Raw genomic sequence first — 20,307 nt, 5'->3', positions numbered from 1 at the left:
TTGGGCGTAATCTGCCGAGCCTACCAGATGAAACAAATTGATACGCTTGGCCGAAAGGAGCCCCCATGTACTGGACCGAGTTCTTGACCGTTGCACTGATCCACTTGCTGGCCGTCGCCAGCCCCGGCCCGGACTTTGCCGTGGTGGTGCGCGAGAGCGTGACCCACGGTCGCCGCGCTGGCACCTGGACCGCGCTGGGTGTGGGCACGGCGATTTTCCTGCATGTCGGTTATTCGCTGCTCGGCATCGGCCTGATCGTGTCGCAGTCGATCGTGCTGTTCAACGCGTTGAAATGGGCGGCTGCCGCTTACTTGCTGTACATCGGCTTCAAGGCACTACGTGCGCAACCGGCGAAAACGGTGACCGATGATCTACATAAAGAGGCCGGCGTACGCACGGCTCGCGGCGCGTTCACGTCGGGCTTCGTGACCAATGGTCTCAATCCCAAAGCCACGCTGTTCTTCCTGTCGCTGTTCACGGTGGTGATCAACCCGCATACGCCGTTGTCGGTGCAGGCGGGTTATGGCGTTTACCTCGCCGTTGCCACCGCCCTGTGGTTTTGCCTGGTGGCTATGCTGTTCAGTCAGCAGCGCGTGCGGGCCGGTTTCGCCCGCATGGGCCATTGGTTCGACCGCACCATGGGCGCGGTGCTGATTGCCATCGGCGTGAAACTCGCGTTCACCGAGATGCACTGATCTCACCATGTAGGAGCTGCCGAAGGCTGCGATCTTTTGATCTTGATCTTAAAAACAACGTCAAAAGATCGCAGCCTCGTTTCACTCGACAGCGCCTACACGAGTTCGCTGAGCTTGCCCAGGTTGTTCAGGTAGTCGCGGGGATTCTCGCCGAGCAAACGGCGGAACATCGCACTGAACGCCCGCGCGCTGCCGTAACCCAAATCCCGCGCCACGCGCTGCACGCTGTCCCCGGCGAGCAGGCGCGGCAGGGCTTCCATCAGGCGCAGTTGCTGGCGCCAGGCGTTGAAACTCATCTGCAATTGTTGCTGGAACAGTCGCGCCAACGTGCGTGAGCTGGCGCCAACCTGCTGCGCCCAGTCTTCCAGGGTATTGGGGTGATCGGGCGTGTGCAGCAGCGCCAGACAGATGTTTTGCAGGCGCCGGTCAGCGGGCATCGGAATGTGCAGCGGCAGGTTTTCCAGACCGGCAAGTTCTTCGAGCATCAGTTGCTGGATCAACGGATTGTCGGCATGTGGCGGCCCTTGCACGGCACGCAGGATCAGCTCGCGCAGCAGCGGCGTCACGGCCAGTACGCAGCACTGTTGCAGGCTGGCGGGTGATAGTTCTGGTGCGATGAACAGCGAGCGCATCTGCACATCGCCGCTCATGAAAATCTCGTGTGCCACTTCTGGCGGAATCCAGACGGCGCGGCTTGGCGGGATCACCCACGCCCCCGATTGCGTGACCACGCGCATGATCCCACTGACGGCATACAACAGCTGCGCCTCGCGATGCAGGTGCAGCGGCTGGTGCGCGCCATCCAGGTAATCCCGGGGGTAGGCGCTCACCGGGCCGTGTTCGAAGTGGCTGATCAACATGTCTGATTTGATGACTTGCTTGGCAGGAATGCGCTTTATGGCCAACTTAGCATAAGCGTCACACAACAACGTAAAGCGTGCCGCCATGACTCAATCGACAAATGTCATTCGCTACATCAACGCCGCCCATGTGATCGATCACATGTTCATGCTGATTTTTCCCGCCGCCGTGCTCGGCATGACGCAGGCTTTCGGCCTCGATTACGCCACGCTGATCGGTCTGTCGCTGGGCGGTTTCATTGCCTTCGGCGCCTGTTCACTGCCCGCAGGTTGGCTGGGCGATCACTGGAGTCGGCGACAGATGATGCTGGTGTTTTTCTTCGGTATCGGTGCCTCGGCGATCTTTACCGGCCTGAGCAGCAGTCCGACCATGCTGGTTGTCGGCCTGACCCTGATCGGTATTTTTGCGGCGATTTATCACCCGGTTGGTACGGCGATGCTGGTGGCCTACGCACAAAACCGTGGCCGGGAAATCGGTATCAACGGCATGTGGGGCAATCTTGGCGTGGCGTTTTCTGCGTTGATCACGGGGTTGTTGGTGGCGCAATTCGGTTGGCGCTCGGCGTTTCTGATGCCGGGTGCAGTGGCGATTGTGCTGGGAGTTGGCTTCGCCTTGCAGGTGCGCGAAGAACCCATTCCGAAGCGCCCGCACACACCCCTCAAAGGTGCCGCCGGTCAGCGTATTTCGATGGTCATGGTGTTCGGCGTGCTGGCGCTGGCCACGGCCACGGGCGGCGTCGTGTTCAACGCCACCACCATGACTTATCCAAAACTGTTTCAGGAGCGTTTGCATGAGCTGTTCGCCTCGCCGCAGACCCTTGGCGTGGTGGTCAGTCTGGCGTATGCCTTCGGCGCGGTCGCGCAGTTGAGCATTGGTCGGGTATTGCATCGGCTCAGCCTGAAATGGCCGTTCATTGTCCTGACGCTGTGCCAGGCACCGCTGTTATTGGCGCTGGCCTATGCCGATGGATGGGCCGTGATTGCCCTCGGTGCCGCGTTCATGTTCGTGGTGTTCGGTCAGGTCACCGTCAACGATGCGATGGTCGCCAACTTCGTCGCGCCGCAGTGGCAATCACGGGTCTTCGCCCTGCGTTACTGTTTATCGTTCGGCGCCAGTGCGACGGCGATTCCGCTGATTTCCTATGTCGAACCGCGCCACGGTTTTGTAGGCCTTTACCTGATTCTTGCGGGTTTCGGCGCACTGACCTTCCTTGCGGCAGTGGTTTTCCCACGGACACCTTCTGAAGAGGCTGTAGGACAAACCGCCTGATAACTGACGAAAACCGGCAAATGCTGGCGCAAAGCTAGCATTTGTACGGCTTTGCAAATCATTCCTTTGGCTGATTTGGCTGGCGTATAAGGGTTCTAGAGTACCAATCTCTACGCCAACACCGTGCAGTCAGAAAAGGGATTCTTATGTTGCAGACTCGCGTCATTCCCCCGGCCGATGGGGCCTACCAGTATCCATTGCTGATCAAACGGCTGCTGATGTCCGGCGCCCGTTACGAGAAAACCCGCGAGATCATCTACCGTGACCAGTTGCGCTACAGCTACCCGACGCTGATCGAACGGGTCGCGCGGCTGGCCAACGTGCTGACGACGGCCGGTGTGAAGGCCGGTGACACCGTGGCGGTGATGGACTGGGACAGCCATCGTTACCTGGAATGCATGTTTGCCATTCCGATGATTGGCGCGGTGATCCACACGATCAACGTGCGTCTGTCGCCGGAGCAGATCCTCTACACCATGAACCACGCCGAGGACCGCTTTGTGCTGGTCAACAGCGAGTTCGTCGGGCTGTATCAGGCCATCGCCCCACACCTGACCACGGTCGAGAAAACCCTGCTGCTGACCGATCTGCCGGAAAAAACTGCCGACCTGCCGAATCTGGTCGGCGAGTACGAGCAACTGCTGGCCGCCGCCAGTGCGCACTACGATTTCCAGGACTTCGACGAAAACTCGGTCGCTACCACGTTCTACACTACTGGCACCACCGGTAACCCGAAAGGCGTGTATTTCACCCATCGGCAACTGGTCCTGCACACCATGGGCGTGTCGACGATCATGGGTTCCATCGACAGCGTGCGCCTGCTCGGCACCAACGATGTGTACATGCCGATCACGCCGATGTTTCATGTTCACGCCTGGGGTTTGCCGTACGTGGCGACCATGCTGGGCCTTAAACAGGTCTATCCGGGGCGGTACGATCCGGAGTTTCTCGTGGAGTTGTGGCGCAAAGAGAAGGTCACGTTCTCCCACTGTGTGCCCACCATTCTGCAAATGCTGCTCAACGCCAAAGGCGCGCAGGGCACCGATTTCGGCGGCTGGAAGATTGTCATCGGCGGCAGTGCGCTCAATCGCACACTGTATGAAACCGCCAAGGCCCGGGGCATTCAGCTGACGGCGGCGTACGGCATGTCGGAGACCGGGCCACTGGTTTCCTGCGCGCACCTGAACGACGAACTGATGGCCGGCACCGAAGACGAGCGCACCACTTACCGGATCAAGGCCGGTGTGCCGGGGCCGCTGGTGGAAGCGGCGATCGTCGACAGCGAAGGCAACTTCCTGCCCGCCGACGGCGAAACCCAGGGCGAACTGGTGCTGCGCGCACCGTGGCTCACCGAAGGTTATTTCAACGAGCCGCAGAAGGGCGCCGAGCTCTGGGCCGGCGGCTGGCTGCACACTGGTGACGTCGCCACGCTCGACAGCATGGGCGTGATCGACATCCGCGATCGCATCAAGGACGTGATCAAGACCGGCGGCGAATGGATCTCCTCGCTGGATCTAGAAGACCTGATCAGCCGTCACGTCGCGGTACGTGAAGTAGCAGTGGTGGGGATTGCCGATCCGCAGTGGGGCGAGCGCCCGTTTGCCTTGCTGGTGATCCGCGAAGGGCATGTGATCGGGGCGCGCGAGCTCAAGGAACACCTCAAGCCATTCGTGGAGTTGGGGCACCTGAGCAAGTGGGCGATTCCGAGTCAGATCGCCCTTGTTACCGAAATTCCCAAGACCAGTGTCGGCAAGCTCGACAAGAAGCGCATCCGCCTCGACATCACCGAATGGCAGGCCAACAACAGCACCTTCCTTTCGACACTTTGAGTGTCTGCTGGCGCGCCGAAAACGGCGCGCCAGACCCACCAAGCAAGCGCTTGGCTTGTGAAATCGAAAAAATCAGCCATCCTTGCCGGGCCGACATCTGTCGGACTGGCGAAAGGACTGTTCCAGAGTGGCCGGCAGCTGCAAATCACACTTTAGAGGGATCAAGCAGTACCACCTGCTGGCTATAGTCCGCTCAAGGATTTTTAAGAACGGGGCACACGCACAAAACGGGGCGATGCATCTTTGGAGTGATTTCGGGCCGCCTCTGGCACCCGGTCCTTCAGGCGTTTTTAAAAGTACTCACTGCCATAACAATAATGCACATGGAGTAGCGTCGATGACCTCAGTAAACCAGTTCTGGCGCCGGGCGAAACTGCCTCTGGCGGTCAGTCTTGCTTCTTCGCTCGCCGGGCCCGCATTCGGCGTCAGTTTCAACGTCGGTGAAATCGAGGGCCAGTTCGACTCGTCTCTGTCGATCGGTGCCAGTTGGTCTACTCAGAACCCGAACAAGAACCTCATCGGCGTCAACAACGGCGGCCATGGCCTGTCGCAGACATCCGATGACGGTCACGCCAACTTCAAGAGCGGTGAAACCTTTTCGAAGATCTTCAAGGGCATTCATGACCTGGAACTGAAATACGGCGACACCGGCGTGTTCGTCCGTGGCAAGTACTGGTACGACTTCGAACTCAAGGATGAAAGCCGCGAGTTCAAGGACATCAGCGATTCGGGTCGCAAAGAGGGCGCCAAATCGGCCGGTGGCCAGATCCTCGACGCCTTCGTCTACCACAACTACGCGATTGCCGATCAGCCGGGTTCCGTGCGTCTGGGCAAGCAGGTGGTGAGCTGGGGTGAAAGTACCTTCATCGGCGGCGGCATCAACTCGATCAACCCGATCGACGTCTCCGCGTTCCGTCGTCCGGGCGCCGAGATCAAGGAAGGCCTGATCCCGGTCAACATGTTCTACGTGTCCCAGAGCCTTACCGAAAACCTCTCGGCCGAAGCGTTCTATCAACTGGAATGGGACCAGACCGTCGTCGATAACTGCGGCACGTTCTTCTCGCAGCCGGACATCGTTGCCGACGGTTGCAACGACAACCTGCGCGTGCTGAACAAGCGTTCGCAAATCCCGGCGGTCGCCCTGGGGCCATTGGCAGCCAACGGTGTCAACGTCAACGAAGAAGGCGTTCTGGTGCGCCGTGGTCCGGACCGCGATGCCCGTGACAGCGGTCAGTGGGGCGCCTCCTTCAAATACATGTACGAACCGCTCGACACCGAGTTCGGCGCCTACTTCATGAATTACCACAGCCGTGCGCCGATCTTCAGCGCCACCGGTGCACCGCAATCGGTCTACAACACAGCGCGCGCGCTGCCGGGGCCGTTTGCCGCACTCGCACCGCTGTTGGTCGCGGGCAACTCCAACTACTTCATTGAATACCCTGAAGACATTCGCCTCTACGGTCTGAGCTTTTCCACCACCCTGCCTACCGGTACGGCGTGGAGCGGTGAGATCAGCTACCGTCCGAACGCACCGGTGCAACTGAACTCCACCGACATCCTGTTCGCCGGTGTACGTCCGATCGGCGGCGCGCTGACCAACGCTTCGATCCTCAATGGTGTGCCGGGCCAGGATCTGCACGGTTACGAGCGCAAGGAAATCACCCAGATCCAGACAACGTTCACGCACTTCTTCGATCAGGTCATGGGCGCCAGCCGTCTGACCCTCGTCGGCGAAGTCGGCGCGACCTACGTCGGCGGGCTGGAAAGCCGCTCCGACATGCGTTATGGCCGCGATCCGGTGTTTGGCCCGGGTGAGTTGCCGGCCACGGGCGGTGTCAATACCTGCGCCAACATTCTCAACGCCAGCACCATCAACGGCGCCGGGCCGGGTTCGCCACAGAACAACCGCAGCCGCAATTGCGAAAACGACGGCTTCACCACATCGATGTCGTGGGGCTATCGCGGTCGTGCGATCTGGGAATACAACGACGTCTTCGCCGGGGTGAACCTCAAGCCGAACGTGGCCTGGTCGCATGATGTCAGCGGTTACTCGCCAGGCCCTGGCGGCAACTTCGAGGAAGGTCGCAAAGCGGTCAGCCTGGGCGTTGATGCCGAATACCAGAACACCTACACCGCGAGCCTGGCCTACACCAACTTTTTCGACGGCAAGTACACCACTGTGGATGACCGCGACTTCGTTGCGCTCAGCTTCGGCGTGAACTTCTAAGCACTGCATTTCAGGACGAACGAATTTATGAAAATAACAAAGAGTCTGTTCCACGCCGGTGTTCTGGGCCTGTCGCTGCTGGCGACCGGCGTCATGGCCGCGGTGCCTGCTGCCGAAGCCGACAAACTGGGCAAGAGCCTGACGCCGATGGGCGCTGAAATGGCCGGTAACGCCGACGGTTCGATCCCGGCGTGGAAGCCGCTGCCGAAGAATGCCGGCTCGGTCGACAGCAAGGGATTCCTGTCCAATCCATACGCCAGTGAGCAACCGCTGTTCACCATCACCGCGAAAGACGTCGACAAGTACAAGGACAAACTGGCGCCGGGCCAATACGCGATGTTCAAGCGTTACCCGGACACCTTCAAGATGCCGGTCTATCCGTCCCATCGCGGTGCGACCGTGCCGGATGACGTGTTCGCCGCGATCAAGAAAAACGCCACCACCACCAACCTGGTGTCCGGCGGTAATGGTCTGGAAAACTTCGACACCGCTGTACCGTTCCCGATTCCGAAGAGCGGCGTAGAAGTCATCTGGAACCACATCACCCGCTATCGCGGCGGCAGCGTGACCCGTCTGGTGACCCAGGCCACACCTCAGCCGAACGGCTCGTTCAGCCTGGTGTACTTCCAGGATCAGTTCGTGTTCCGCGACAAGATGAAGGACTACGACCCGAAAAACCCGGGCAACATCCTGTTCTACTTCAAGCAGAAAGTGACCGCGCCGGCGCGGCTGGCCGGTGGTGTGCTGCTGGTGCACGAAACCCTCGACCAGGTTAAAGAGCCTCGTTCGGCGTGGGTCTACAACGCCGGTCAGCGTCGTGTGCGCCGTGCGCCACAAGTGTCCTATGACGGTCCGGGTACTGCCGCCGACGGTCTGCGTACCTCCGACAACCTCGACATGTTCAACGGTGCGCCGGATCGCTACGACTGGAAGCTCGAAGGCAAGAAAGAGATGTACATCGCCTCCGACAGCTACAAGCTCGACGATCCGAAGCTGAAGTACGCCGACATCATCAAGGCCGGTCACATCAATCAGGATCTGGCGCGTTACGAGCTGCGCCGCGTCTGGCATGTGGTTGCCACCCTCAAGGAAGGTCAGCGTCACATCTACGCCAAGCGTGACTTCTACATCGACGAGGACACCTGGCAGGCAGCGGTGATCGACCACTACGACGGTCGTGGCCAACTGTGGCGTGTGGCCGAAGCGCATGCCGAGAACTACTACGACAAGCAAGTGCCGTGGTATGCCCTGGAAACCCTCTACGACTTGCAGTCCGGCCGCTATCTGGCACTGGGCATGAAGAACGAAGAGAAGCAGGCGTATGACTTCGGTTTCACCGCCACCACCAGCGACTTCACCCCGGCCGCCCTGCGTCAGGATGGTGTTCGCTAACCCGCTGTAACCCGAGGCCGCATCCTCGTGAAAACGCCCCGACTGGTTCGGGGCGTTTTTTTTAGATCAATCTTGCGCCGTTCGCGTAGGAGCTGCCGAAGGCTGCGATCTTTTGATCCTGCTTTTGATTCTGGAAAATCAACATCAAAAGATCGCAGCCTTCGGCAGCTCCTACAGGGGGGACTCACAGGTGGGTGTAGCCTTTTTGTAGCCATTTGTAGCAGTAACCTTCATAACCGGTTCGTTTAAGGCTAGTCTGCGGACATCTGCAACGCCGCCAACAGCAATTCGAACAAGAGCCGGCCATGACTGATCTGTCCCCACTTCCGGGTCCCGCAAGCGTTGCCGTCGCGGCACTTGACGGGCGTTTTTTCCGCCCGCCGTTGCCCGATGGCTACGTCTTGCGACCACGCCTTTGCGAGCGCCTGCAGGCCGGGCTCGGTGGGCGCTTGTTGCTGGTCAGCGCCCCCGCCGGCTTCGGCAAGAGTTCGTTGGCGGTGGAATTCTGCCAAAGTCTGCCGGCGCATTGGCAAAGCCTCTGGCTGGGCCTGAGTCCTCGCGACAATGATCCCGGACGCTTTCTCGAACGTCTGCTCGAAGGCTTGCAGGACTACTTTCCACAACTGGGCAGTCGCGCACTGGGCCTGCTGAAAATGCGCCAGCGCCATCAGCCCTTTGCCTTCGAAGAATGGCTCGACGGCTTGCTCGATGAGCTGGCGCTGCACCTCGATCCTGCTGCGCCGTTGCTGCTGGTGCTCGATGATTATCATCTCGCGCAAGGCCCGGTGCTTGACCGTTGCCTGCAGTTTTTCCTCAATCATCTGCCTGATGGCTTGCTGGTAATGGTCACCAGTCGTCAGCGCCCGGACTGGCATCTGGCGCGCTTGCGTCTGTCGCGGCAACTGCTGGAGCTGCATGAACAGGACCTGCGCCTGACCCACGATGAAGCCCTGACGCTGCTTGATCGCCACAGCAGCTCCCTGCGCGGCGAAGCCTTGGAAAACCTGATCCTGCGCAGCGAAGGCTGGGTCGCCGGTTTGCGTTTCTGGCTGCTGGCGGTGTCCGAGGCGGGCAGCGATGCGGCGTTGCCGCAAGCGCTGAATGGCGGGGAAGGGCTGATCCGCGATTACCTGTTGGAAGAAGTCATCGATTGTCTGCCCGCCGAAGTGCAGGCGTTCCTCTATGACACCGCACCGCAAGAGCGTTTTTGCAGCGAACTGTGCGACGCCGTGCGCGAAGCCCACGACAGCGCCGAGATTCTGCGTTTCCTGTTGGCCCATCAGGTCTTTCTGGTGCCGCTGGACGAGCACGGTCACTGGTATCGCTATCACCATTTATTCTCTGATTTATTGCGCAGCCGGCCGATTGCCCAAGCGATGGTACCGACGGCCACGCTGCATCTGCGTGCCTGTCGCTGGTTCAACGCACAGGGGTTGCTGGATGAAGCGGTTGAACAAGCGTTGCGCGCCGGTCACCTCGATGTCGCCGCAAACCTGGTGCAGAACCTCTCGGAGGAGCAACTGCTGGCCGAGCAAAACGTCGGCATGCTGCTGCGCTGGAAAATGGACTTGCCCGACAGCCTGTTGATCAGCACGCCACGCTTGATCGTGTTGTACAGCTGGGCGCTCGGGCTGGCGTGTCAGCTCGATGCCGCCGAAGAATTGTCCAGCCACTTGAGCCGCTTCCTGCCGGCACCTTCCGCTACCGCGCAGAAGTCGATGCTCGCGCAATGGCTGGCGCTGAGCGGGATCATCGCTCGCGGTCGTGGGCATCGAGAATTGACGATCAGATATTGCACCGAGGCTCTGGAAAGTCTGCCGGCCAAGCGCTATGGCCAGCGGCTGATGTGTCTATCGACCTTGTCCAATCTGGCCATTGCCGACGGTGACCTATGGCGCGCCCGCGGCCTTAACCGAGAGTCGCTGGAGTTGGCGCAGCGCGTTGGCAACCCGTTGTTCGAAGCGTTGGCGCACTACGATCGTGCGCGGGTGTTGCAGGCCCGCGGTGAAATTCTGCGTGCACTCGATGAAGTCCATCAGGGCTTGGAGCGGTTGCGCGGCCTGTCGCCGCAACGTTTGTATGCGGTGCGCGCGCGGCTGACCCTGTACGAGGGGTTTCTGTTGGCGATGCGCTTGCAGCCTCAGGCCGCACGTGTGCGCTTGTTGGCCGGAATCGGCGAGGCGCGGGCCTGTCGCGACATCAGCGTATTGATCGGCCATTGCGTCATCGCGCGTCTGGATGGCAGCAGCGGCGAGTTCGCCAAGGCCTTCGCCGAACTCGCCGAAGCCGAACGCCTGATGCACATCTGGGACGTGCCGCCGATCTACTACCTGGCGATGATCACCCTGGTCAAATGCGAACTGTGGCTGGCGCAGGGTCGCACCGATCTGGCCGAGGCGTGGCTGGCGCGACTTGGCCAGACGTACACGGGCGAACGCGCTGCCGCGCCGCCAGAGTTTCATCCACAGCTGCCCTTGCATGTTGAACTGCAACAGGCGTTGCTGGACATGATTCAGGGGCAGCCGATGCTCGCCGAAGGGCGTTTGAACGTGTTGCATGAAAATGGTCAGCAAACCGGGCGACAGCTGCTCAGCGTGATGGCATTGACGCAGAAAGTGGCATTGTTGCTGGTTGGGGGGCGGGAGCCGGAAGCGCGCAAGGCGCTGCACCAGGCGCTGGAGGCGGCGGCCGGTGGCGTGTTGCAGCCGTTCGATGGCTTGGTGAAGGGGCACACGGACTGGTTGCGCGGGCAGCTGCAGACTTCACCGACATTGTCAGGGCAACAATTGCTGGAATATTTTCCGCCTGCCGCAACGCGTCCAGTCGTCGAGTCTGGCGCCGCTGAACAGCTCAGCAGCAGGGAGCTTGCAGTGCTACGCCTGATCGCCCAAGGCTGTTCGAACCAGCAGATCAGCGAGCAACTGTTCATCTCGCTTCATACGGTGAAAACCCATGCCAGCCATATTAACAGCAAGTTAGGGGTTGAACGGCGTACTCAGGCGGTGGCGCGGGCCAAGGAGTTGGGTGTTTTGATCTAGCGCTATGGCTTATCGACACCCACAAAAACGCCCCGAATAATCGGTAATGCTGTTCACTTAAGCGGAGCAGCCTTGCGATCCAAGGGAAACCGGGTTTTTGAGATCTTCATCGTCCTTGGCCTTGAAGTCCTTTGACGGTGATCCAGAAATAGCCCGGCAACGCCTTTTCTTCGTTCTGCTAACCGTCTGCCCTTCGCCGAAACGGGTTTGGCCGCTGCCATCACAATCAATTGCACGGCGAGTCTGGCGGTCGGCCAAGGTGTTTCCAGAACCGAAATGGTCTCGCAACTCCGGCGTATCCGGCGTGCGCAGAAGCGCACCATCGACTGCAAAGACTTGCAAGTCCTGCCAGGCATCATCGCGATAGCACTGCGCGCCCCATTGAGTGCCAGTTATGCGAAACAACCACTCAACCGGTTCGGCGCCAAGCCGCTTGCGGGCCTCGGTCACTCCGCTACGGGCCAACAGATGATCAGAAGCTAGACCTTGGGCGCAGATGTTCAAGCGCCGGGCGACTTCATGAACATGTTCGTCGCGAAACAATGCCATGCCGAGCATCAGCCAGAGCACTTGGTCGGCAGGCAAGCGACGCCGCCGGATAGTGGCCTGGCTGGACAAATCCAGCGCAGACGCGACGCACTCGATTGGGATATTTTGAGTTAAGTGCTCAAGTCCACAGAAGTTGAAAAGGTCGCCGAGGTCGAGCAAGTCCCGTTGAACAGACATAAAAAAATCCGATGCCAGAGATCTGGCATCGGATTTTCGAAGAAGCCCGGCGAGGATCCAAATGCTTAAGTGAACAGCATTACGAATAATCGGGGCGTTTTTTGTTGATGTCCTGACCCGCGAGCAGGTCGGGTAGCAGTTGGATCAGGCCACCAGATCGTTGGCGCTGAAGCTGTTCACACCCACCAGCTGGATCTCGAAGTCCGCACCGGCGTTGCCGCTGACGTTGCCCGAGAGGACGTGATCAACAAAGCGCAACTGCCCCGCACCCGTGAAGGCATTCGCACCAATGAAGCTGAAACCGTTGACGCCGGCACTCAGCAGATTGGCATCGAACTTCGTCAGGTCGATCTTATCGCCCTGCAGGCTGTTGAAGTCGGTGATGACGTCGCGATTGGCACCGATGCCCATTTCATTGACTGCAGCGAACACGAAGGTATCGGCTCCTGTGCCGCCAATCAGGGTGTCGATGCCGGCGCCACCGTCGAGGATGTTGTTGGCAGCGTTGCCGGTAATGGTGTTGTTGAGGGTATTGCCGGTGCCATTGAGATTATCGCTGCCGAGCAATATCAGATTCTCGAGATTGCTTCCCAGGGCGTAACTCACGTAGGAGAAAACCGAATCGATTTCAGTCAGAGAGGTGCCAAGTTCGATGACGGTGTCGCCCGCGTTATCGACCACGTAAGAGTCGTTACCGGCGCCGCCGGACATGATATCGGCGCCAGCCTTGCCATCCAGGATGTTGTTGGCGCTGTTGCCGGTCAAGGTGTTGCTCAGGTCGTTGCCGACCAGGTTGAGGCTGTCGGAGCCCAGAATCTGACCAGCTTCGATATTGGCGGACAAGACGTAGCTGACGGTGGTCTGGACCAGATCGACGCCTTCGTTGGCCGCTTCGATGACGATGTCGTTGGCATTGTCGACGATATACGTGTCATCGCCGGTGCCACCGCTGAGGGTGTCGACACCGGCGCCGCCATTGAGGATGTCGTTGCCGGCACCGCCTTGAAGGTTGTTGGCCTGAGCATTACCGAGCAGGGTGTTGTTCAGGTCGTTGCCCAAGACCGAAAACGCGCCGACAGCCTGGAGGGTGACGTTTTCGATGTTGCGCAAACTGCTGATGTTCAGATCGACGGTGCTGGTCTGCGGCGTTGGCGTGTAGCCGATGTATAAGGTGTCCAGACCTTCGCTGGCCAACTCCTGGATCAGAGCCAGTTCGCCGACTTGATCGACCAGATAGGTATCGTTGCCAGCTCCTCCGATCAGGGTGTCCAGACCGTCACCGCCGTTCAGGATGTTGTTGCCGCTGTTGCCGGTCAACACATTGTTTTGGGCGTTACCGCTGGCGTTGGTGTTCATGATCCCGGTGAGGGTCAGGTTCTCGACGTTGGCACTGAGGGTGTAGCTGACCGACGCCATCACGGTGTCGATTTCATTGGTCAGGGCGCTGGTTTCGACGACTACATCCTGGGTGTTGTCGACGATGTAAGTGTCGTTGCCGGTTCCGCCAATCAGGGTGTCGATGCCGGCGCCACCGTCGAGGGTGTTGTTGGCAGCGTTGCCGGTAATGGTGTTGTTGAGGGTATTGCCGGTGCCATTGAGATTATCGCTGCCGAGCAATATCAGATTCTCAAGATTGCTTCCCAGGGCGTAATTCACGTAGGAGAAAACCGAATCGATTTCAGTCAGAGAGGTGCCAAGTTCGATGACGGTGTCGCCCGCGTTATCGACCACGTAAGAGTCGTTACCGGCGCCGCCGGACATGATATCGGCGCCAGCCTTGCCATCCAGGATGTTGTTGGCGCTGTTGCCGGTCAAGGTGTTGCTCAGGTCGTTGCCGACCAGGTTGAGGCTGTCGGAGCCCAGAATCTGACCCGCTTCGATATTGGCGGACAAGACGTAGCTGACGGTGGTCTGGACCAGATCGACGCCTTCATTGGCCGCTTCGATGACGATGTCGTTGGCATTGTCGACGATATACGTGTCATCGCCGGTGCCACCGCTGAGGGTGTCGACACCGGCGCCGCCATTGAGGATGTCGTTGCCAGCTCCACCGATCAGAGTGTCCAGACCGTCACCGCCGTTCAGGATGTTGTTGCCGCTGTTGCCGGTCAACACATTGTTTTGGGCGTTACCGCTGGCGTTGGTGTTCATGATCCCGGTGAGGGTCAGGTTCTCGACGTTGGCACTGAGGGTGTAGCTGACCGACGCCATCACGGTGTCGACTTCATTGGTCAGGGCGCTGGTTTCGACGACTACATCCTGGGTGTTGTCGACGATGTAAGTGTCGTTGCCGGTTCCGCCAATCAGGGTGTCGATGCCGGCGCCACCGTCGAGGGTGTTGTTGGCAGCGTTGCCGGTAATGGTGTTGTTGAGGGTATTGCCGGTGCCATTGAGATTATCGCTGCCGAGCAATATCAGATTCTCAAGATTGCTTCCCAGGGCGTAACTCACGTAGGAGAAAACCGAATCGATTTCAGTCAGAGAGGTGCCAAGTTCGATGACGGTGTCGCCCGCGTTATCGACCACGTAAGAGTCGTTACCGGCGCCGCCGGACATGATATCGGCGCCAGCCTTGCCATCCAGGATGTTGTTGGCGCTGTTGCCGGTCAAGGTGTTGCTCAGGTCGTTGCCGACCAGGTTGAGGCTGTCGGAGCCCAGAATCTGACCCGCTTCGATATTGGCGGACAAGATGTAGCTGACGGTGGTCTGGACCAGATCGACGCCTTCGTTGGCCGCTTCGATGACGATGTCGTTGGCATTGTCGACGATATACGTGTCATCGCCAGCTCCGCCAATCAGGGTGTCGATGCCGGCGCCACCGTCGAGGATGTTGTTGGCAGCGTTGCCGGTAATGGTGTTGTTGAGGGTATTGCCGGTGCCATTGAGATTATCGCTGCCGAGCAATATCAGATTCTCGAGATTGCTTCCCAGGGCGTAACTCACGTAGGAGAAAACCGAATCGATTTCAGTCAGAGAAGTACCAAGTTCGATGACGGTGTCGCCCGCGTTATCGACCACGTAAGAGTCGTTACCGGCGCCGCCGGACATGATATCGGCGCCAGCCTTGCCATCCAGGATGTTGTTGGCGCTGTTGCCGGTCAAGGTGTTGCTCAGGTCGTTGCCGACCAGGTTGAGGCTGTCGGAGCCCAGAATCTGACCAGCTTCGATATTGGCGGACAAGACGTAGCTGACGGTGGTCTGGACCAGATCGACGCCTTCGTTGGCCGCTTCGATGACGATGTCGTTGGCATTGTCGACGATATACGTGTCATCGCCGGTGCCACCGCTGAGGGTGTCGACACCGGCGCCGCCATTGAGGATGTCGTTGCCAGCTCCACCGATCAGGGTGTCCAGACCGTCACCGCCGTTCAGGATGTTGTTGCCGCTGTTGCCGGTCAACACATTGTTTTGGGCGTTACCGCTGGCGTTGGTGTTCATGATCCCGGTGAGGGTCAGGTTCTCGACGTTGGCACTGAGGGTGTAGCTGACCGACGCCATCACGGTGTCGATTTCATTGGTCAGGGCGCTGGTTTCGACGACTACATCCTGGGTGTTGTCGACGATGTAAGTGTCGTTGCCGGTTCCGCCAATCAGGGTGTCGATGCCGGCGCCACCGTCGAGGGTGTTGTTGGCAGCGTTGCCGGTAATGGTGTTGTTGAGGGTATTGCCGGTGCCATTGAGATTATCGCTGCCGAGCAATATCAGATTCTCGAGATTGCTTCCCAGGGCGTAACTCACGTAGGAGAAAACCGAATCGATTTCAGTCAGAGAGGTGCCAAGTTCGATGACGGTGTCGCCCGCGTTATCGACCACGTAAGAGTCGTTACCGGCGCCGCCGGACATGATATCGGCGCCAGCCTTGCCATCCAGGATGTTGTTGGCGCTGTTGCCGGTCAAGGTGTTGCTCAGGTCGTTGCCGACCAGGTTGAGGCTGTCGGAGCCCAGAATCTGACCAGCTTCGATATTGGCGGACAAGACGTAGCTGACGGTGGTCTGGACCAGATCGACGCCTTCGTTGGCCGCTTCGATGACGATGTCGTTGGCATTGTCGACGATATACGTGTCATCGCCGGTGCCACCGCTGAGGGTGTCGACACCGGCGCCGCCATTGAGGATGTCGTTGCCGGCACCGCCTTGAAGGTTGTTGGCCTGAGCATTACCGAGCAGGGTGTTGTTCAGGTCGTTGCCCAAGACCGAAAACGCGCCGACAGCCTGGAGGGTGACGTTTTCGATGTTGCGCAAACTGCTGATGTTCAGATCGACGGTGCTGGTCTGCGGCGTTGGCGTGTAGCCGATGTATAAGGTGTCCAGACCTTCGCTGGCCAACTCCTGGATCAGAGCCAGTTCGCCGACTTGATCGACCAGATAGGTATCGTTGCCAGCTCCACCGATCAGGGTGTCCAGACCGCCATCGCCGTTCAGGATGTTGTTGCCGCTGTTGCCGGTCAACACATTGTTTTGGGCGTTACCGCTGGCGTTGGTGTTCATGATCCCGGTGAGGGTCAGGTTCTCGACGTTGGCACTGAGGGTGTAGCTGACCGACGCCATCACGGTGTCGATTTCATTGGTCAGGGCGCTGGTTTCGACGACTACATCCTGGGTGTTGTCGACGATGTAAGTGTCGTTGCCGGTTCCGCCAATCAGGGTGTCGATGCCGGCGCCACCGTCGAGGATGTTGTTGGCAGCGTTGCCGGTAATGGTGTTGTTGAGGGTATTGCCGGTGCCATTGAGATTATCGCTGCCGAGCAATATCAGATTCTCGAGATTGCTTCCCAGGGCGTAATTCACGTAGGAGAAAACCGAATCGATTTCAGTCAGAGAGGTGCCAAGTTCGATGACGGTGTCGCCCGCGTTATCGACCACGTAAGAGTCGTTACCGGCGCCGCCGGACATGATATCGGCGCCAGCCTTGCCATCCAGGATGTTGTTCAGCGCGTTACCAATCAGCGTGTCATCAGAGGCCGAGCCGATGGCGTTCTCAATCTTGGCGCCAAAAGCAATCGTCAATGCATCAGTAACAGCGGTATTGTTCGTGAGATCGAGAAACGCTTTGCCGATGGTGCTATAGGCACCTTCATTCAGGTTGATACGCACCGACTGAAGCTGGTTGCTGCCATCGATAGTATCGTTACCGCCGGCGTCCCAGATCGTTTCGAATACCGATTGGTTCGGTGCCCACTTGTAGACATTATCCCCGTTATGCCAAAGCGAGTTGGCACCGTACAGGCTCTGGATCGCCAGTATGTCCAATAGCATCGGCGTAGTGGGTTGATAAGAGTACGAGTCGTTGTAACTCATGACGGTGTAAAAGACGCTGTCCAGCGCGGGGTCGAGCAGCAACGTATTGCTCGCACTTGGGGAGAACGGATGCTTCAGGCCCAGCGCATGACCGATTTCATGTACAAAGGTCAGGTAGTCATAGGTGCCTTGGACCGGGTTAGCACTGTTCGTCGCCGGGCCAATCCATACATCCCCGCCCCTTGGGGTATCGTCGGGAAAGTAAGCCCATGCGGCGGTCTTCGGATCCATCGACAAGTAACCGCCGAAGCGCAAGTCGCCGACGTTAGAAAGGTTATCGGTCGTCAGTGTGAAGTTGATATTTGCAACAGCACTCCAGGCACTCAGCGCGCCAATGACTGCGTTTTGCTGTGCGGAAGTCAGTGCATACGCAGCGGTGTACTCATTATCAGGGCTATATTTGGTGGCAAAGTACGAAGTGGTTTCGGAAATAAAGCTGTAGCTGAGCTGGGTAGTGCCGAACGGACTCCAGTTGGAGCCTAACCAATAGGTGCCTGAAATTAGGCTGTCGACAGATTTGTTGCCAGTCAGCGAGGAAGGGAAGCTAAAAGAATAAGTCGTTGGTGTAGGCATACGAGGTTCCTGAGTGCGCTGCGGCCCTTCCTGAATGCGACCGCTACAAAAAAATGCGATTTTGCACCAGAATTTGTATGTTTGACATCATTGGGCCATCATTTTCTGATGTATGGCGTCAAATTACTGACCTGGCGTCATGTATCGGCGTGTGCAGTAGAATCCTGAGCTAACGCTTTTTGCTTCCGAGGATTCTTCATGTCCGTTCCAGGTCCTGCGCTTATTCGCGAAACCTTCCCCGTCGGCCCACTTCAGTGCAACTGCACCATCATCGGCGACCCGCTCACCAAAAAAGCCATCGTCGTCGACCCGGGCGGCAACCCTGATCTCATCATGGCGCGCGTCGATGCTTTGGGTTTGAAAGTCGTCAGCATCATTCACACCCATGCGCATCTCGATCACTTTCTCGCCTCCGGGCAGATGAAAGAAAAGACCGGCGCGACCCTGCATTTGCACAAAGAAGACCAGTTCCTCTGGGACAACCTCGAAATGCAATGCCAGATGTTCGGTGTGCCATACGTTCCGGTGCCATCGCCGGATCGCTGGCTCAGCGATGACGAAGAACTGGCCTGCGGCTGCGGCGTCGCACTGCACACGCCGGGGCATACACCCGGTTCCATGAGCTTTTGGTTTTCCGAGGCTAAGCTGTTGATAGCCGGCGACACGTTGTTTCGTCGCGGCGTAGGGCGCACGGATTTGTGGGGCGGTGATCAGGCGACCATCGTGCGTTCGATCAAGCAGCGGCTATACACGTTGGACGAGGATGCGACCGTGGTGACCGGACATGGGCCGGATACGCGTCTGGGTGACGAGATGCGCGAAAACCCGTTTGTGCGCGCCTAAATATTTTGTCACGAGTGCCCGGCGGAATTTTTGTGCATTGTCACGATCCAACGCCCGCGCAGGTCCATTAGCCAAGTGGCCCGCTGCATCACAGAATGCAAAAACCAGGAGCTCTCCATGTTCACCAAGCGTCGTTTGATTATTGTCGCTACTGCCGTGGCCTTGCTGTCCGGCTGTGCTTCGCCCAACCCGTATGACAATCAGGGGCAGGCCGACGGTGGCTCGCAAGGCATGAGCAAAACCGCCAAGTACGGTGGCCTCGGCGCCCTGGCCGGTGCGCTCGCCGGTGCCGCCATCGACCACAACAACCGCGGCAAAGGGGCCTTGATCGGTGCCGCTGTGGTGGGTGCATCCGCTGCCGGTTACGGTTACTACGCCGACAAACAGGAAGCCAAACTGCGCGCGAGTATGGCCAATACTGGCGTTGAGGTGCAGCGTCAGGGTGATCAGATCAAGTTGATCATGCCGGGCAATATCACGTTCGCCACTGATTCGGCGAACATCGCGTCCAGCTTCTATCAGCCACTGAACAACCTGGCGAGTTCGTTGAAAGAGTTCAACCAGAACCAGATCGAAATCGTCGGCTACACCGACAGCACCGGCAGCCGCCAGCACAACATGGACCTGTCCCAGCGTCGTGCGCAGAGTGTGGCGACCTACCTGACTTCACAGGGTGTCAGCGGTGCCAACCTGTCGGCGCGAGGCGCCGGTCCGGATAACCCGATTGCCAGCAACGGTGACGTCAATGGCCGGGCGCAGAACCGCCGGGTTGAAGTCAACCTGCAGGCGATCCCGGGCCAGCAGTATGGTGGTCAGCAGCAACCGCAGCCGGGTACGGTTCAGCAGTATCCGTAACTGAAGAGCTGAATGAAGAAATGCCCGGTCCAGTGATCGGGCATTTTTTTGCCTGAACGCAGTCGCCCTGTAGGAGCTGCGGCACGCTGCGATCTTTTGATCTTTAGCTTTGACAACAAGATCAAAAGATCGCAGCCTCGTTTCACTCGACAGCTCCTACAGGGTTACTGGGCCTGTGCAGGTAACACAAACTCAATAGGCACAAAAAAGCCCCCGGACAACACAATTGTCCGGGGGCTTTTTTATCAGCGAAGGCTGATTATTTCTTCAAACCATAGTGCTCATCGAGCATGCCCGGCGAGTTCGGGGTCTTCGGTGCGTAGTCGCGTGGTGGCTCCTGATCGCGCGGTGGCGTCAGGCGTTCGCGTGGCGCCACTGCTGCGTCGGCGTGCAGGGCGGCGATCAGGCGCTGGCGGGTCTGCTCGTCCAGGGCCAGACGATTGGCGCCCTCGGCGAGATGATCCTGCACTTCCTGATAACTCTGGGTCAGTTTCTTGACCAGCGTCGCGGTGCTGTTGAAGTGGGTGACCACCTCGTTTTGATAACTGTCGAAACGCTCCTGGATATCATCCAGTTGACGCTGCGTACGGCTCGGTGCGGCGTTCGGCGCAACGCGCGCGATCAGGAATCCAATGGCGACACCCACAACCAGGGCAAGAGTCGGTAACAACCAAACTAAGAGCGAGTGTTCCACGAGTCCT

General features: G+C 58.8%; 11 protein-coding genes and 1 pseudogene. 8 read left to right on the top strand and 4 right to left on the bottom strand.

Going from position 1 to position 20,307, the window contains the following annotated elements; all coding sequences use genetic code 11:
- The first annotated feature begins 65 nt into the window (after window positions 1–65).
- Window positions 66–695: a LysE family transporter gene (locus P3G59_RS24070; RefSeq protein ID WP_277759240.1), complete on the top strand. Its 630-nt coding sequence runs from the start codon at window positions 66–68 to the stop codon at window positions 693–695.
- Between the two features lie 95 nt (window positions 696–790).
- Here P3G59_RS24070 and P3G59_RS24065 read toward each other — a convergent pair whose 3' ends face one another.
- A complete protein-coding gene (locus P3G59_RS24065; protein ID WP_277759239.1) occupies window positions 791–1,555 on the bottom strand; it encodes a helix-turn-helix transcriptional regulator in 765 nt (254 codons plus the stop codon).
- An 85-nt stretch (window positions 1,556–1,640) separates the two neighbouring features.
- Here P3G59_RS24065 and P3G59_RS24060 point away from each other — a divergent pair, with 85 nt between their 5' ends.
- The 5 genes from P3G59_RS24060 (at window position 1,641) to P3G59_RS24040 (ending at window position 11,311) form a co-directional block, all read left to right on the top strand.
- Window positions 1,641–2,825, top strand: coding sequence for an MFS transporter (locus P3G59_RS24060; RefSeq protein WP_277759238.1), 1,185 nt, complete (start codon window positions 1,641–1,643; stop codon window positions 2,823–2,825).
- 146 nt (window positions 2,826–2,971) lie between these two features.
- Window positions 2,972–4,654: a fatty acid--CoA ligase gene (locus P3G59_RS24055; RefSeq protein WP_277759237.1), complete on the top strand. Its 1,683-nt coding sequence runs from the start codon at window positions 2,972–2,974 to the stop codon at window positions 4,652–4,654.
- Between the two features lie 337 nt (window positions 4,655–4,991).
- A complete protein-coding gene (locus P3G59_RS24050; protein ID WP_277759236.1) occupies window positions 4,992–6,881 on the top strand; it encodes a DUF1302 domain-containing protein in 1,890 nt (629 codons plus the stop codon).
- A gap of 27 nt (window positions 6,882–6,908) precedes the next feature.
- The gene (locus tag P3G59_RS24045; protein ID WP_166221238.1) at window positions 6,909–8,273 is read left to right on the top strand and encodes a DUF1329 domain-containing protein; all 1,365 of its coding nucleotides are present in this window, start codon (window positions 6,909–6,911) and stop codon (window positions 8,271–8,273) included.
- A 305-nt stretch (window positions 8,274–8,578) separates the two neighbouring features.
- Window positions 8,579–11,311 (top strand): LuxR C-terminal-related transcriptional regulator, encoded by a 2,733-nt coding sequence (locus tag P3G59_RS24040; protein WP_277759235.1) that lies wholly within the window; start codon window positions 8,579–8,581, stop codon window positions 11,309–11,311.
- 53 nt (window positions 11,312–11,364) lie between these two features.
- On the opposite strand, the pseudogene P3G59_RS24035 reads toward P3G59_RS24040, so the two are convergent.
- Window positions 11,365–12,037 (bottom strand): annotated as a pseudogene (locus P3G59_RS24035) (transposase domain-containing protein).
- A gap of 144 nt (window positions 12,038–12,181) precedes the next feature.
- The gene (locus tag P3G59_RS24030; protein WP_277759234.1) at window positions 12,182–17,908 is read right to left on the bottom strand and encodes a M10 family metallopeptidase C-terminal domain-containing protein; all 5,727 of its coding nucleotides are present in this window, start codon (window positions 17,906–17,908) and stop codon (window positions 12,182–12,184) included.
- Between the two features lie 198 nt (window positions 17,909–18,106).
- On the opposite strand from P3G59_RS24030, the gene P3G59_RS24025 reads away from it, so the two are divergent.
- Together P3G59_RS24025 and P3G59_RS24020 are read left to right on the top strand one after the other, a co-directional pair.
- The gene (locus tag P3G59_RS24025; protein ID WP_277759233.1) at window positions 18,107–18,751 is read left to right on the top strand and encodes an MBL fold metallo-hydrolase; all 645 of its coding nucleotides are present in this window, start codon (window positions 18,107–18,109) and stop codon (window positions 18,749–18,751) included.
- Window positions 18,752–18,868: 117 nt separating this feature from the next.
- Window positions 18,869–19,606, top strand: coding sequence for an OmpA family protein (locus tag P3G59_RS24020; RefSeq protein ID WP_277759232.1), 738 nt, complete (start codon window positions 18,869–18,871; stop codon window positions 19,604–19,606).
- 259 nt (window positions 19,607–19,865) lie between these two features.
- Here P3G59_RS24020 and P3G59_RS24015 read toward each other — a convergent pair whose 3' ends face one another.
- The gene (locus P3G59_RS24015) at window positions 19,866–20,300 is read right to left on the bottom strand and encodes a DUF1043 family protein (RefSeq protein WP_277759230.1); all 435 of its coding nucleotides are present in this window, start codon (window positions 20,298–20,300) and stop codon (window positions 19,866–19,868) included.
- Window positions 20,301–20,307: the final 7 nt, after the last annotated feature.

Origin of the sequence: Pseudomonas sp. A34-9, assembly GCF_029543085.1 — a bacterium.
In the GTDB taxonomy this organism is placed as follows: Bacteria; Pseudomonadota; Gammaproteobacteria; order Pseudomonadales; family Pseudomonadaceae; genus Aquipseudomonas.
The sequence above is the reverse complement of the archived record's forward strand: the minus strand, read 5'-3'. Positions and strand labels throughout refer to the sequence as shown.